The organism is Nocardiopsis sp. YSL2, assembly GCF_030555055.1.
GTDB lineage: Bacteria > Actinomycetota > Actinomycetes > Streptosporangiales > Streptosporangiaceae > Nocardiopsis.
In genome coordinates, this window is record NZ_JAMOAO010000001.1 from 2,550,079 (window position 1) to 2,566,207 (window position 16,129).

Annotated in this window: 8 protein-coding genes; all 8 read right to left on the reverse strand. The window is 72.4% G+C overall.

The genetic code is table 11. The annotated features are described in order from the left end of the window. Window positions 1-111: 111 nt before the first annotated feature. Entirely contained in the window at window positions 112-627 is a 516-nt protein-coding gene (locus tag M1P99_RS28640; RefSeq protein ID WP_369696542.1) for a transposase, read from the reverse strand. Window positions 628-646: 19 nt separating this feature from the next. Continuing rightward, window positions 647-2,245, reverse strand: a complete 1,599-nt coding sequence (locus M1P99_RS11180; RefSeq protein WP_304452583.1) for an MFS transporter — start codon at window positions 2,243-2,245, stop codon at window positions 647-649. Between the two features lie 399 nt (window positions 2,246-2,644). Beyond that, window positions 2,645-3,397 (reverse strand): thioesterase II family protein, encoded by a 753-nt coding sequence (locus M1P99_RS11185; protein ID WP_304452584.1) that lies wholly within the window; start codon window positions 3,395-3,397, stop codon window positions 2,645-2,647. Window positions 3,398-3,459: 62 nt separating this feature from the next. Further along, window positions 3,460-4,557, reverse strand: a complete 1,098-nt coding sequence (locus tag M1P99_RS11190) for a class II histone deacetylase (protein WP_304452585.1) — start codon at window positions 4,555-4,557, stop codon at window positions 3,460-3,462. A gap of 1 nt (window position 4,558) precedes the next feature. Beyond that, window positions 4,559-4,864, reverse strand: coding sequence for a hypothetical protein (locus tag M1P99_RS11195; protein ID WP_304452586.1), 306 nt, complete (start codon window positions 4,862-4,864; stop codon window positions 4,559-4,561). Window positions 4,865-4,955: 91 nt separating this feature from the next. Continuing rightward, window positions 4,956-8,822: an aminotransferase class I/II-fold pyridoxal phosphate-dependent enzyme gene (locus M1P99_RS11200; protein WP_304452587.1), complete on the reverse strand. Its 3,867-nt coding sequence runs from the start codon at window positions 8,820-8,822 to the stop codon at window positions 4,956-4,958. After that, window positions 8,819-9,940 (reverse strand): DNA alkylation repair protein, encoded by a 1,122-nt coding sequence (locus M1P99_RS11205; protein WP_304452588.1) that lies wholly within the window; start codon window positions 9,938-9,940, stop codon window positions 8,819-8,821. The genes M1P99_RS11200 and M1P99_RS11205 overlap by 4 nt, the downstream gene beginning before the upstream one ends. Continuing rightward, window positions 9,930-16,097: a type I polyketide synthase gene (locus M1P99_RS11210; RefSeq protein ID WP_304452589.1), complete on the reverse strand. Its 6,168-nt coding sequence runs from the start codon at window positions 16,095-16,097 to the stop codon at window positions 9,930-9,932. The genes M1P99_RS11205 and M1P99_RS11210 overlap by 11 nt, the downstream gene beginning before the upstream one ends. Window positions 16,098-16,129: the final 32 nt, after the last annotated feature.

The window sequence follows — 16,129 nt, forward strand, 5'->3', positions numbered from 1 at the left end:
ACGACGACGGCTACCCGCCCGCCGACTGGGCGAGGGTTTCCCGGCCCGTGGACGCGAAGGAGCCCTGGTGGACGGTTCACCCGTCCACCAGGGCTCGGACACCGGCACGACTCAGTACGGCGCGTTCTCTCCGCTCACCGGTATGACGGCTCGGATCACCCGGGAGGCCGTCGACTGGGACACTCCGGCCCTGGCGGCCACGGCCCTGGTCGACGGACGTCCACCATCGGAGTCGATGCTCTCGGTGATGACCGTGATGACCTGATCCCTGGTGACGGCACGCGGTCGTCCCGGCCGTGGGGCGTCGGTCAGCCCCCTCAACCGCCGCTCTGTGAAGCGTCTGCGCCACTTGCGGACCGTGGCCAGGTTCACGCCCAGATCACGGGCGACCTGGCACTGGGACACGGGGACGCCGCCCAGCCCCGTCCGATCACACAACAGGATGATGCGGGCTCGGAGGACGAGGTCCTGTGACTGCTTGCGCTTTCTGATCCACCCCCTGAGAACCTCACGTTCTTCATCGCTCAGGTCCAGCGGCTCGAGCTTGGGGCCGGGATGACTCATCAACCATCTCCCTCTGGTTCGTGTGGGGGACGGGCCTGTGGGGGACCCGGTGAAGGAAGGCATGTCGATGACGGTGCGCCGGTCACTCAGTCCCGGGCGGGCTCGTGTGACTCGGAACGCTCTCCGGTGCCGGGGCCGGCTCCTCACCGGCGCCCTGGTCGTCGCCCATCGGGGCCAGGTGGCGGAGGAAGGCCACGATCAGCAGGGCGAGGACCACCGACAGCGCGGCGTTGAGGCCGCCGACCACCGTGACGGCGCTGGTGAAGGCGGCCTGGGCGGCCTCCATGGCGGCGGCGGCACCGGATTCGGGCAGTTGCTCGGCGGCCACGGACGCCGCGGCCAGCGAGTCCTCGGTGGCCGCGGTCGCCGAGGCGTCCAGGCCCTCCGGCACGGCCACGGAGTTCCGGTAGACGAAGGCGCCGAGGCTGCCCAGCACCGCGACGCCGAGGGCGGTGCCCAGTTCCGTGCTCGTCTCGGACAGGGCCGACGCGGATCCGGCCCGCTCCGCCGGAGCGGAGGCGAGGATCAGGTCGGTGCCCAGCGCGATGAGCGGGCCGCCGCCGCCGAGGATGAGGGTGAAGGCGACCACGGTGAGGGTCACGCTGGTCGACCCGTCGACGAAGGCGAGCAGGGCGTGGCCGACGGCCGACAGCACCAGCCCGCCGGCGACGACGTAGGCGGGCCGCACGGACGCGGCGAGGCCGGGCGCGGACATGGAGGTCACGATGAGCAGGAGCGCTCCGGGCAGCAGCCACAGACCGGCGGCCAGCGGAGTCTGCCCGGTGACCAGTTGCAGGTACTGGGTGACGAACAGGTAGGTGCCGCCCGCCACGACCATGGTCATGAGCATGGCGACCAGGAGGACGCTGAACGACCTGTTGCGGAACAGGCCCAGGTCCAGCAGCGGATCGTCGAGCACGCGCTGGCGGAGCACGAAGGCGACTCCGACGATCAGGCCGGCCACGAGCGCGGCCAGGGCACCGCTGGAGGCGCCGCCGCGCGCCAGCTCCTTGAGACCGTAGACGATCGGCAGCAGGGTGCCGAGGGACAGCACGACGCTGAACAGGTCGAGCCTGCCCGCGCCGGGGTCCTTGAACTCCGGCAGCAGGAACGGAGCCAGGACCAGCAGGACGAGCATCACCGGTACGGCCATGAGGAAGACCGAGGCCCACCCGAAGGACTGGAGCAGGGCACCGCCGACGATCGGCCCCAGGGCGATGCCGACCGAGAAGACCGTGGCCCAGACCGCGATCGCGACCCCCCGCTCCCGTGGGTCCTCGAACATCCCGCTGATCAGGGCGAGGGTTGAGGGCATGAGTGTGGCGCCGGCCAGTCCCAGGAAGGCGCGCGCCGCGATCAGCGCCTCCGGGGAGGTGGCGAGGGCGGCCAGCACGGAGGCGATACCGAAGAGCGCGCTGCCGATCAGGAGCAGCCTGCGGCGACCGATCCGGTCGCCGAGCGTCCCCATGGTCACGAGGAAGCCCGCGATCATGAAGGCGTAGATGTCGATGATCCACAGCAGCTCGTTGCCGCTGGCGTCGAGGTCCGAACTGATGTGGGGAGCGGCGAGGTTCAGCACGCTGATGTCGATCGAGGCCAGCAGCGTGGGAAGGGCTAGAACGCCCAAGCCGATCCACTGCCTCGATCCGGCTCGCGCTGGAGCCGCTGTCGTGTCGCTCATCGGTTTCCTTGTCTATCGCTTCTACCCGGGTTGGCGCATCCGATTCCGCGCCATGCTCGCCGTTGCGTTCGACATTTTCTACACCTCCTTTTGATGGGATTTCAACACCAGATCGAAGACCCACCCACCTGAGCTGGGAAGATCTCCTTTTTTTCGCCATGGATTCATCTCCGATTCCCGAAGCCAGGGGACAATCAGGCCGCTTGGAGCATCCTGGATCGGGAACCGGAGAGATAACTTGCATTAAATATGCAAGATTCCGGTGTGGTACGTTCGCTTTGTTATCGGCGGCGGTTTTCATCGAATACCGCCGCCCGTGCTGCGCCGTCGGCCCGTGCCCGCACCGGCCCGGCCGAACGGTGCCCGCCCACACACGGCGGCGACCGTTCCCGGGTCGCGTCAGGACACGGACGCGTGGCGCCTTCCCGGAAGCGTCCGCTCCGGTCCGCCGGTCGGCGGACCCGCACCCACCGGACGCGGGATGACCTCCAGAACACGGTCGAGCACCCTGGCCGTGACCTCCGGTTCGTAGAAGGAGAAATGGCCCCCCTCGTACATCTCCCAGCGGAAGCCACCGGTCGTCTCCAGGCTCCACAGGGGAATGCGCCGGGTCACCACGACCGGATCGTCGGCCGCCCCGACGGCGAGGACGGGCACCGCGGTCTCGGTCTCGGGGCGCGTGTACGTCTCCATCGCCTCCAGGTCGGCCCGCACCGCCGCCAGGATCGGACCGACCAGTTCCTCGCGCTCGGCCAGGCGCGTGGACACGCCCCCGATCATCACCAGGTGCTCCAGGAGTTCGGCGTCCGTGCGGCGGTGCGCGAACGGTGCCGTGTCGGGGAAGCAGGGTGGCTGCCTGGCCGAGACCACGAGCAGCCGCGGCGGACGTCCGAGCGCCTCCAGCGCCCGCGCCAGCGCGTATCCCAGGACGCTGCCGAAGCTGTGGCCGACGATCACGGTGGGGAGGTCGCCGTGCCCGGACAGCTCCTCCACGAGCCCCGCGACCATCGGTTCCACCCGGCGGAGCGGCTCCTCGGACAGCCGGGCGCCGTGGCCGGGCAGCTGCGCGACGAGCAGCTCCACGTCGTCGGGTATCAGGGGGCGCCAGGTGGCGAAGGCGGCCGGCCATCCCCCCGCGTGGGGCAACGCCACCACACGCCCCCGGCTCGGTCGGTCGTCTCGGCCTATGGGTATCAACCAGTTCGACATGGTCCTCACACCATCAGCGGGTGGTGCCCGCACAGGAAGTCGATCACACGTTTCTGGTGGGGTTGGAGGCGCTGCCCGGGCAGGTGGTCGAGGGAGTGGCGGAAGGGGTCCTCGGGCGGCGGCATCCCCGCGATGGCGCTCGCCGTGCCCAGCACCAGCATGGGCTGGTACCAGGGGGAGTAGCCGCCCTCGTGCACGAACACACAGCGCCCGCCGCACAGCTCCGCCGCGAGTTCGCACACCCCCGTGGTCAGGGCGTGGAAGGTCAGGCTGGTGCACAGCATGCGGCCCATCGGGTCGTGTCCGCTCGCGTCCACCCCCGCGGCCACCAGGATGATCTCCGGACGGAACGCGCGCGCCGCGGGTACCACCACGCGCGTGAACGCGGCCAGGTAGGCGTCGTGGCCCGACCCCGGGGGCAGCGGGACGTTGAGGGTGCTGCCCTCTCCGGCCCCGGCACCTGTCTCGGTGATCGTCCCGGACCCCGGCGGGAAGAGCCCGTCCTGGTGGATCGAGACGTACAGGACGTCCGGGTCCTCGTGGAAGGCCTTCTGGACACCGTTGCCGTGGTGGACGTCCCAGTCGAGCACCATCACCCTGCGCAGGCCCTGCTCCTGAGCGGTCCGGGCCCCGACGGCGACGTTGTTGAACAGGCACAGGGCCATGGCGCGGTCCGGCTCGGCGTGATGACCCGGCGGCCTGACCAGGCAATAGGCCCTTTCGTGTCCGCCCGAGACCACGTCGCGCACCGCCTCCGCGCACGCTCCGGCGGCGAGTCGCGCCGCTCGCGCGCTGTGGTAGTTCACGTGGGCGTACACCCCGGCGTCGCCCCCTCCGGCCGCGGACGCCTCCTCGACACGGGAGACGTGCCGCGCCGTGTGCACCAGCTCCAGCTCGCGGTCAGAGGCGGGCCCGGGGGTCAGGCAGTCGAAGGCGTCCAGGACCCCCGCGGCTCTGACCAGTCCCTCCGCGCGGCGCAGATCGGGGTCCACGGCGTGCTGCCGCAGCGGCTCGACCCACGGACCGACCGGGACGTAGCCCGAACCCGGCCCGGGGTCGTGCCAGTGGCAGAGCTCATGGCTGTACCACGCGAAAGCGGACATCTCAGTTGCTTCCCCTCGTGACGACGGTGAGTCCGCCCGCCTCGGCGACCCGCGCGCGGTGGTGTTCGCGCTCGCCCTCGGGGACACGCTTGGTGTCCAGGATCGTCTCCAGCCAGCCGAGGACGCGTTCGACCTCCTCCTGTGTCAGGACGCGCCCCTCCGCCTCCTTCTCCAGGTCCCGGACGCGGCGGGCGGGTTCGATGACGCCCCTGTCATAGGCCTCTCCGTCGGGGCCGTCGTTGCGGGTGCACGCGATCGCCTTCAGTACCGCGCCGAAGAACGCCGCGGTGGTGGTGGCCTCACTCATATCCGTCCCTTTCCAATGGGGGATCACACGGTCGTACGTGTCGGGTCTGGGGTGGGTCCGCCGGGCCGTCGGGCTCCGGCGGCGCCGTGGGTCAGCCGATGAGGCCGAGGCGACGTCCGGCCTTCTCCAGGATCGCGGCCGCCTCCTCCAGGTCGTCGGCCGCGTGGCTGAGGTTGACGATCGTGCGCAGCCGCGGCAGCGCGCGCGGAACCGCCGGGTAGACGATCGGCTGCACGAACAGGCCGTCGGTCTGGCACATCCGGGCCATCTCCTGGGCCTGCTCCGCGGACGAGCACAGGATCGGCACGACGGGCGAGGCGCTCTTGAGAGTGTCGAAGCCGACGGAGTGCAGGCGGTCGCGGTACCCGTCGGTGAGACGCCGCAGGCGTTCGGCCATGTCGGGGGCCGCGCCGATCACCTCGAAGGCGGCCTTGGCGGCCGCGACCTGCGCGGGAGTGACGGCGGCGGAGAACATCCAGCCGCGCGCGTTGTTCTTGAGCGCGAAGACCAGGTCGCGGGAGCCGGCCACGTAGCCGCCGGTGCTGGGGATGGTCTTGGAGAGGGTGCCCATCTTGATGTCGACGCGCGCGGGGTCGAGTCCGAAGTGCTCGACGATGCCCCGGCCGGTGGCCCCGAGGACCCCGATGCTGTGCGCCTCGTCCACCATCACCGGCACGCCGTGCCGCTCGCACAGGTCGAGGATGCCGGGCAGGTCGGCGATGTCACCGTCCATGCTGAAGACGGCGTCGGTGACCACGAGACGGCCCGCGCCCTCGGTCCGGCGCAGGGCCCGTTCGAGGTCGCCCAGGTCGTTGTGGGCGTAGGTCACCACGTCCGCGCCGGACATGCGGTAGCCGTCCAGGATGCTCGCGTGGTTGTACACGTCGCCGATGACCACGTCGCCCGGGCCGAGCAGCGCGCCCAGGGTCGCCTGGTTGGCCATGTAACCGCTGGAGTAGACGATGGCGTCCTCGGCGCCGAGGAAGCTCGCGATCGTCAGCTCCAGCTCTCGGTGGAGGTCGAGGGTGCCCGCCAGCAGCCGGACGCCGTGGGCGCCGGTACCGAAGCGGTCCACGGCGAGGTGGGCCTGCGCGCCGATGTAGTCGTGGCCGAGCAGTCCCAGGTAACTGTACGAGGCCAGGTTGATGAACCACCGCCCGTCGAAGCGGATGCGCGGTCCCTCGGCCGCCTCGATGACGGGCTCGTAGAAGTAGTCGTCACGGGCGACGATCGTGCGGTCCTCGCCGGACAGGGCGTCGATCCGCCGGTCGAGGAAGGTCCCCTCCGGGCGGTCGGCCAGGCGTCCGGGCAGGGTGCGCCCCGGGGTCCGCGCCGGCGCCGTGAGCGTCCGCGGCGGGACCGTCGATGCGGTCGGGGCCGTCCGCACTGGTGGGGCCGCATGGGGCCGGGGCGGCGCCGTCGGGGAGACCGGGGCGCTCCGCGCCTCGGCGGGCGCCGCGGGAACCCGGTCGGCGGCCAGGGGGCGGGGTGCGGGGGCCGCGCCGGTGGCGGGCCGGCCCGGTTCCGGTTCACGGCGGTACTGGTCCCAGGGCGGGGTGAAGCCCGCCTGCGCGGGCGGCGCCGCGGCCGGTGCGGCGGGGGCCCCGGTGTTCACCGCCGCGGGGGCGGCGGCCGGGCGCGGCGGAGCGGTCGTGAGCTCGCTCCCGGCCTCCGCCAGGTAGGCGAGCAGGTCGCGGATATCGGGCCGCTCGAAGAGGACGGCCGTGTCGATGTCGATCCCGCGGGCGCCGAGAGCCGCGCCGACCTCCACCGCCGTGATGGAGTCCAGGCCCAGTTCCAGCAGGTTGTCGTCCGGGGTGACCCCCGGCTGGTGCAGGGCGCTGGACAGGATGTCGCGCAGCGGCGCCCACAGGTCGTCGGTGGTCGGCGTGGGGGGCATTTCTTCCTCCTGGGTCGCGACCGGCGGGGTCAGGACGTAGTTGTCGGGTGGCAGGGACAGAACGGTGTCGAGTAGGGCCAGTCCGGCGTCCACGGAGAGGACGGGCACCCCGCGCAGCGAGGCTCCGTCGGCCACGCCCTCGCCCATGCCCACCTCCCACAGGCCCCAGGACAGGCCGTACCAGGGCAGGTGCTCGCTCCTGCGGGCGGCGGCGAAACCCTCCATGTAGGCGTTGGCGGCCGCGTAGGCGCTCTGCCCGAGGTTCCCGTGGACGGCCGCCACGGAGGAGAACAGGGCGACGAACTCCGGTGGCCCCGCGCTGAGCCCCTCGATGAGCGCGTGCACGCCGCCGACCTTGGGGTGGAGGACCTCGGCGGCCTCCCCCGGATCCAGCGAGCGGACCAGGCCGTCGCGCAGCACGCCCGCGCAGTGCAGGACGCCGTGGAAGCGCTCGGCGCCGTCCAGCAGCGCCGGATCGGACACGTCACCGGCGAGGGTGACCACCTCACAGCGTTCGGACAGCCGTCGCAGCCGCTCCGCCCGCTCGCCCTCCGCCGGAACGGTCCGCCCGACGAGGGTGAGGTGGGCGCATCCCCGCTCCGCCAGGTGTTCGGCCACATGCAGGCCGATACCGCCCATGCCCCCCGTCACCAGGAACCGGCGCCCCCGGACCGCGCGCGGTCCGCCGACCGGGCCCGAGAGAGGTTCCACCTCGGGGCGGTGCCACACGCCGTCGCGCAGCCACAGCTCCGGTTCGGCGAAGCGCGCCTCCCGCGCGGACATCCCGGAACCGCCCGTGTCCACCAGCCGCAGCCGCGCACGGGGCTGCTCGCGGCGCAGACTCCGCACGAACCCCCACAGCGCGGCCTGCGCGGGATCGGGGTCCGCCCCGGGGCTCCCGTGGGCTCCGTCGGTGACCACCGTCAGGGGCGGGGCGGGGCGGCGCCGCGCCAGCACCGACGCGGTCCTGAGGAGGTCCAGTACGAGGTCGCGGGCACCGTCGGGACCCGCTACGCCGGAGGGTGCGACGTACACCAGCTCGTCCGCGGTCTCCAGCGCCTCGGCGGGCACGTCCCCGTCCTGGGTCCCGGGGCCCAGGACCACCGGGGCCGTCCCCTCCGGCGGAGGCTCCGGTGTGGGCCGGACCGGAGTCCAGGCGATACGGGAGATCCCGTCCGTCGCCGTGACGGCCCCTCCGCCGGCGGAGCGCCCGGCGGTCGCGGGCGCGGTTCCCGCAGCCGGGGAGGGCTCGGCCGCGCGGACCGGTGCGGCGGGCCCGGGGGCGGACGCGGACGGGTCCGCCGAGGTCGTACGCAGGGTGACGCCCTCCGCCTCCAACAGCACCTCGCCCTGCTGTGAGTGGAACCGGACGCGGCCGCGCACCATCTGGGGGCTCTCGCCGATGCTCTCGACCAGCGCCCACACGCTTCCGGAGACGCGTCGGCGCACGGAGAGCGCGTGGACCGACCAGGGCAGGCAGAGTCCGCTCCGCCCGTCGTCCATCCAGCCCAGGCACTGGAACGCGGCGTCGAGCAGGGGAGGCGGGAGGAAGTGGGAGCCCACGGCCTGGTCGTCGGTGCGCAGCAGGGCGAGCACTCGCCCGGTTCCCGACCGCAGGGAGCGCACGACCTGGAAGGTGGGCCCGTAGGTGATGCCGCTGGCCCGCTGCCAGTCGCGGAAGCGGTCGAGGTCCACCGCGTCGGGGCAGCTCGCGGTGAGGGAGGCCAGATCCTCGTACTCTGGCGGCCCCAGGGGGCGGCGCACGGCGGTCGCCCGGGCGTGGTCCGTCCACTGTCCGGTGCCCGGGGGGCGGGAGCGGACCGTGCAGTCACGGCCCTCTCCCAGGGCGGTCTCCACCTCGACCCCGCCCTCGGGGACGTGGAGGGGAGCGAGCAGCCCGACGCGCTCCAACCGCCAGGAGCCGCCGGGCTCCAGAGCGTCCAGCGCGGTGAGCAGGGAGTCCATCTGCGCGGCGGCGGGCAGGACCGGCCGGCCGCCGACCACGTGGTCGGCGGCCAGCGGCTCGTCCGGCCGCACGAGGTTGCGGAAGGCGTTCATCGAAGGAGCTCGAATCTGTCGGTGGCCAACGTGAGACCGTTCACCTGGATGTCGACGGGGTGTTCGCCGGGGTAGTACTTGCGGGTCTGGACCTCCCGGACCGGATGCGCCTTCTCCAGGTGGCGGACCTCTCCGGGGGCCAGTTCGATGTCGGAGAGCTTGAAGACCTTCGGAATGTGCCGCCCGTTCCTGCGGACGTGGTGGACGGTGTAGTCGACGGTGACCCGGTGCCTCCGGGTGTCGGTGTTCTCCACGGAGAACCTGAGGGTGACGGTGTCGCCGAGGCCGATCGCGCCCGGGCGTACCGTCAGGTCGTGCACCCTGATGTGCTCGCCCCCGGTGGTACCGAGCAGGGCCAGCGCCTCCTGGTCGCCCTTCTTGACGAGGGTGCGCAGCGCGTGTTTGACGATCCACCGCGTCTCGGGGGTCGGGCTCTCGGCGGTCCAGCGCCGTGCGGTCGCCAGGGCGGTCCCGGGGTGGTCCTTGGAGATGTCGTTGAGGTTGTTGGCGACCGACTTGCGCACGTAGTCGGAGGGGTCGCTGCGCAGGGGCTCCAGGATCTCCAGGACCGGGGCCGGGTCCTCGATGAAGAAGGGCAGCTTGCCCGACCAGGGAAGCCGGGGGCGGGTGCCCTCGCTCGCCAGCCTCCGGACGTTGTGGCTGGGGCTGAGCGCCCACTGGGCGATGCGGGCCATCGTCGTCTCCCGGTGGGCGGTGATCAGGGGGCGGATGGCGTACTCACCGGTGTGGCAGCGGGTCACCTCCTCCAGGAAGTCCAGGGACTCCTCCGGGTGGTCGAGGCCGTACTCCTCCACGTACCGGGCCACGGGCATGAGGAACCAGCTCACCGTGAACATCCCCTGCCCCTCGGGGAGCTCGTCGACCAGCGTGCTGCGGAGGACCTCCAGTGCCTTCGGGTACTCGTCGGGCAGGCGCGAGCGCAGCCCCTCGCACAGGACCAGGACGCGGTCCTTGAGCTCCAGGTCCGGGATCCGGCGGTCGACCTCGGCCGCGTAGTCCGCCGTCTCGAAACCGGACATGACGGTCCGGATGCTGTCACCCAGGATGGTGGCGGTCTCTCCGGTGAAGTGTTTCTTCAGACCGTATTCACTGGACATACTGTGCTCCCTCTCGGATATCGAGGTCCCCGAGCAGCGGGTGACTCCGGAGATTTCCGTTGGAGGGTCTCCGGGAGCCGTTGGAACCGTCGGTGTTCTGGGTGAACACGGGCGCGTCCGTTTTCTCCGGAGAAGGAATCCAAAAGCTTCTCCGACGCATCGGGCGACCCGGGACGCCGGTCAGGCTATCGCCCTTTCCCTCGTGAAATGCGGACCATCGCAATTCCGCTCCGGACTCCCGGTGGTATTTCGCGGCCTGCTCCATGAGTCCGCGCTGTTCGGGGTGGTTCCTGCGCAACGTCGTATACCAACCCGCACCAGCCTGACCCACCGTCGCCCGCACATGCGGAGTCAGATGCGGCTGCGGCCCCACCTCCCAGAAATGCCCGACCCCGAACGCACGCACCGCCTCCACACCCTCACGGAACCGCACCGGCCGCCGCACCTGCGCCGCCCACGTCCCCGGATCCGTCACCGACTCCTCCGTATGCCACCGCCCCGTCAGACCATTGACCAACGGCACCCCCGGAACCCGCATCGGCGTCTGCGCCAACACCTCGGCGAAAGGCCCCACCGCACCCTCCATATGCGCCGAATGGAACGCATGCGAGACATTCAACAACCGCGCCCGACGCGCACCCAGACCCTCCACCAACCGCGCGACCTGCCCGGACGGACCCGTCACCGTCACATGATCAGCGGAGTTGAACGAAGCGACCTCGACCTCCGGAAACTCCCCCAGAAGACGCACGGTCTCCTCCACCGGACCCGTCACCGCCGCCATCGACCCCTGCGACGGCCGCGCCTGCATCAACCGGGCACGCACCGCCGTCAACCGCAACAGATCACCCAGACCGAACACCCCGCACGCCCACGCCGCGGACAACTCCCCCAAGCTGTGCCCGATCGCCACCTGCGGGACCACACCCCACCCCCGCAACAACCTCGTCAACGCCACCTGCGTCGACACGATCGCCACCTGCGCGAACCCGGTCCGATCCAACAAAGCCCGATCGTCCCCGAACAACACCTCCCGCAAGGGAACCGACACATGGCCCCCCAACAACTCCTCACACTCATCGATCGCCTCCCGATACACCGGCTCGGCCGCATACAACGCCCGACCCATCCCCCAGTGCTGCGACCCCTGCCCCGTGAACACGAACGCCGTAGGAACCGACCGATTACGCACAGCAGTCACAGCCACCTCACCAGAAGCCACAGCACGCAGTTCACGCTCCACGTCGCCCGGCTCCGCGACCACGACCGCCCCGTGCCGGTACGAGGGCCTGGCGGTGTCCACCGTGAACGCGAAGTCGCCGGGGCGTTCGGCCCCGCCGACGGCGTCCGCGTAGTCGGCGGCGAGCCGGCGAACGGTGGGTTCGTCGGTGGCGGAGACCCTGAGCAGGTGGGCCTGCTGGGGTAGGTCCGAGGTCCGGTCGGGCAGGACCGGCGGCTCCTCCACCACGACATGGGCGTTGACACCACCCATCCCGAACGCACTCAACCCCGCACGACGCGGCACACCCGCCGGAGGCTCCCACGCCACCGACTCACCCACCGCGAAGAACGGAGAAGACGCGAAGTCGATATGCGGATTCGGCCGCTCCACATGCAACGTCGCCGGAATCACGCGGTGCCGCATCGCCAGCACCACCTTGGCCAGACCCGCCAACCCCGCCGCCGGCTCCAGATGACCGATATTGGACTTGACCGACCCGATCGCACAGAACTGACGCCGGTCCGTATCAGCACGGAACGCCTCCGTCAGCGCCTCCACCTCGATCGGATCACCCAACGGCGTCCCCGTCCCATGCGCCTCCACCATCGTCACCGTGCCCGCGTCCACACCCGCGTCCCGCAACGCCGCCGAGACGACGTCCCGTTGACCCCGCGGGCTGGGGGCCGAGTAGCGGGTGGTCCTGCCCCCGTGGTTGACGGCCGTGCCCCTGATCACCGCGTGCACACGGTCGCGGTCGTCGACGGCGGCGTCCAGGCGCCGCAGAACGACCGCCAGCGCCCCCTCGCCCGGGACCATCCCGTCCGCTTCGGTGTCGAAGGTCCGGCACAGCCCCGTGGGCGACAGCGCGCCGAGGTCCCGCATGGAGCGGAAGTACTCCGGGCTGAGACCGGCGTGGACCCCGGCGACCACGGCGGTGTCGACCTCCCCCGTGCGCAGGTGCCGGACCGCCTGGTGCAGGGCCACCAGCGACGACGAGCACAGCGTGTTGACCAGGACGCTCGGCCCGGTCCAGTCCATGAGATGGGACAACCGGTTGGGGATCATCGCCTCCAGGCCCAGCCCCCTGCCGTCCGGGATCCCGGCGCGCTGCCTCTCCTCGTGGTAGTGGTCGTGGCTGTAGGCGACCCACAGGCCGGTGCGGTCCTTCCGGGCCCGTTCGCCCATGCGGCCGGAGTCCTCCAACGCCCGCCACACGGTCTCGTACAGCAGTCGTGCCTGCGGGTCGATCAGCGGTGCCTCACGGGGAGACAGGCGGAACGGCCCCGGATCGAACAGGTCGACCCGTTCCAGGTAGGAGGCGTGCGGCCGGTCCGGGCCGAAGGCGGAGCCGTCACGGGACCCGGGGAGCGGACCGACGCTGGCGCGCCCGTCGCGCAGCAGGTCCCAGAACTCCTCCGCGCTGTCCCCGCACGGCAGCGTGAACGCGGTGCCGATCACCGCGGCCGGAGCGCCTCCCGCTCCGGCCGCCTCGGCGGCCCCCGCGGGCGGCGGCGCGGCGACGGGCGGCGGTTCGACGGCCTCGTCCGCGCCCGAGGCCGGACGGGCAGCGCCGGCCACCGCTTCGGGGACGGGCGGAACCTGTTCCGGGGGCGCCGCCGAGGCGGTCTCCTCGGGGGCCGCGTCCCCCCGGGCCGGGTCCGTGGGCACGGTGAGTCCGGCGACGACGTCCGGACCCCGTTCCGCGAGGTCCCGCGCGAAGTCCCGCGGTGTGGGGAACTCGAAGAACTCGGTGGGGTAGAGGTCCAGTCCGTACTCGCGGGACAGACGGTCGCTGAGCTCGACCAGTCCCGCCGAGTCGTACCCCGCGGACAGGAGTTCCGTGTCCGCGTCCTCCTCCCGGATCCCGGTCACGGCCAGGAACCAGGCCAGTGCCCGGGCGGCCGGGTCGGGGGTTCCCACCGCCCCCGCGGTCGGCGCGAGCCGCGGAGGCGGTGGGGGCTTGGGGGCGCCGACGGTGTCCTCCGCCGGTGCCCGGTCCTCGGTGAAGGCGGTCGGGGCGACCCGTTTGGCGGTGATGTCCGCCAGCACCAGGAGGACCCGGCCCCGGGCATCGGTCACCACCTGGGTGCACCGGCACGCCTCGTCGTTCCAGAAGGCGACGTCGGTGCGGACGAAGGCCGCCTCGGCGAGGGATCCGAGGACGGTGAGCCGCCCGATCGACAGGGGGATGAACGCGGGGGCGTCCTTCTGCCCGAAGACCGGGTTGTCGGGCGAGATGGCCGCGATGGTCACGCTGTCCAGGAGGCCGGGGTACAGGCGCGTCCGGTCAGGGTTGAGGACCCGCTGGCGGCCACCCTCGATCCGGGCCAGGGTGCCGCCCGGGCGCGCGGCGACCCACGAGATGTTCCGGTAGTAGCGGCCGTGGCGGTAGCCGATCCTGCGCAGCCACCGGTAGATCCCGGACCCCGAGCGCGGGGCGGAGCACTCCGCCAGCAGGTCGGTCAGCGGTTCCGTGCGCCCGCCGTTCTCCTCGTCGGGGTCGACGAACCTCCCCGTCACGAACAGCGTGCCGTCGTCGCCCCGTACCTCGAAGCGGCCGTCGGCCCCCACCGAGCACAGCACCCGGCGCGCCCCGTCCGCCGGGACCAGGGGGCGGTGGAAGACGAGGTCCTCCAGACCCCCGAAGTGCTCTCCCCGCGCCCGGACGCCCTGCTCCAGGAAGTCGAGCCATCCGACTCCCGGAAGCATGAAGTCCCCGTGCACGCTGTGCTGCGCGATCGGTTCCTCGCCGGGGCCGAAGACACGCGAGAAGGCGTAGGCGGCACCGTCCACGGACTCCGAGCGCACCGGGCCGCCCGGCTCGGCCGACCGGTGCGGCTCCGCCAGGTCCAGGTGCGGGCCGTGCGCCTGCTCCCGGGGCAGGAGCGCCCGGATACGGGAACCGCCGCGGCGCCGACGCGACCAGTCGATCCGGTGACCGCGCTCGTACAGTTCCGCGACCACCGCGTCGAGGACGTCCGCCGGGTCCGCGCCGGGGTCGGCCAGCCGTCCCACCGGCCCCGTGCAGGGTCGGGAGTCGGACGCGTCACGCTCGCGGCCGAGGAGCCGCGCGACCGTCTCCTCCAGTGGCGCCCCCTCCCACACGTGGGCGGCGACCGGGCGCCACTCCTCGGGCAGGTCCACGGACTCCCCGTCCACGCCGGACTCACGGAGTGCCGTGGCCAGCGCGATCCCCAGGCTCAGCTCCAGCAGCCGGCCCGTGAAGTCGGCGCGGCCGAGTCCGGCCGCCCCCTCGAAACTGGTGACGACCTCCTCCACCGGCGGGTGCGCCGAGCACAGGCGGGCGAACCACTCGGGTGGCGCGTCCGCGCGCGGTACCCGGAAGTCGACCCCCCGGACGCCGCCCTCCGGGGTCCCGGGGAAGTCGGGGGACAGCAGCCGGGACCGCAGCGCGGCGGCCAGTTCCGGGGCGTCGTTCCCGCGTACGACGGCCCGCACGCGCCGGTGCGGTCGGCCCACCTGCGCGGTCGCACACAGGTCGGCGGCGTCCCGCGCCTCCTCCAGTCGTTCCAGCCACTGCGCGGCCAGCTCACGCAGCCCCTCGGGGGTGTCGGCGGACAGCGGAAGCACCAGCGGCCCGGGGAGCGCCGGCGTCGGTTCGTGTTCCGGGGGCTCCGGCGGTTCCTCCACGACCGCGTGCGCGTTGGTCCCGCCGAAGCCGAAGGCGCTCACCGCCGCGCGCCTGGGTCCGTCAACCCCCCACCGCTCCTCGCGTTCGGGTAGGTGGAAGGGGCTGTCCGCCAGGCGGAGACGCGGGTTGGGGCGGGCGACCGCGGTGGGGGGAACCGTCCGCGACCGGACGACGTGGACGGCCTTGGCGACCCCCGCCAGACCGGCGGCCGAGTGCAGGTGGCCGATGCGGCGCTTGAGGGAGCCCAGCGCCACCGATCCCCGGCGGGCGTCCGCCCGGCCGAACACCTCGCTCAGCGCCCGCACCTCGATGGGGTCGCCGATCGCCGTCCCCGTGCCGTGGGCCTCCACGTAGCCCACGGTCGCGGCGTCCACCCGCGCGTAGACCTCGGAGAGCAGGTCGACCTGGGCGTCCAGGCTCGGGGTCGTGACGCCCATGGTGCTGCCGTCGTTGTTGACGGCCGACGCCACGATCGAGGCCAGCACGGTGTCGCCGTCGTCGAGGGCGGCGCGCAGCGGTTTGAGGACGAGGGCCACGGCGCCCTCACCGGGAACGTAGCCGTCCGCGCGTTCGTCGAAGGTCCGGCACCGCCCCTGCGGGGAGAGGGCCTCGGCGTTGGTGAGCATCGCCAGGGTCAGCGGGTCGACGAGCAGGTCGACACCGCCCACGAGGGCGGTCCGGCAACCGCCCGCGGCCAGGCTCTGGCAGGCGAGCCACAGCGCGGTGAGGGACGAGGAGCAGGCGGTGTCGACCACCAGGCTCGGGCCGTGCAGGTCCAGGCGGTCCGACAGCCAGGCCGCGGCGAAGTTCTGCGAGCGCCCCCACAGCGCGGCGGCCCGTTCCGGACCCCGGCCCGGCCCCTCCGACCGTCCGTGCTCGAATCCGTAGGAGTTCATACGCGAACCGACGAACACTCCCGTACGCCGCCCCGCGCCGTCGGCCAGCAGCCCGGAATCCTCCAGGGCGACCGCCCCGACCTCGAGCATGAGCCGGTGCTGGGGATCGAGCCGGACCGCCTGCTCCGCCGAGAGCCCGAACCGTTCGTGGTCGAAGCAGTACGCGTCCGGGAGGAAGGCCCCCTGCCCGGGGACCCCGGGGTACAGGTCCCGCGCCCACCGGCCGGCGGGTACGGGGCGCACCTCGTGGCGGTCTTCGGACAGCAGCCATCCCAGGTCGTCGACGTCCTCGGCCCCGGGGAGCCGGACAGCCATGCCGATGACCGCGATCCGGTCACCCGTGTCGCGCTCCGGTTCCCGGACGCGCGCCGTTGCTCGCACTGTCATGGTGCCTTCCCTGTCGTCGGTGGGTGTGCGCG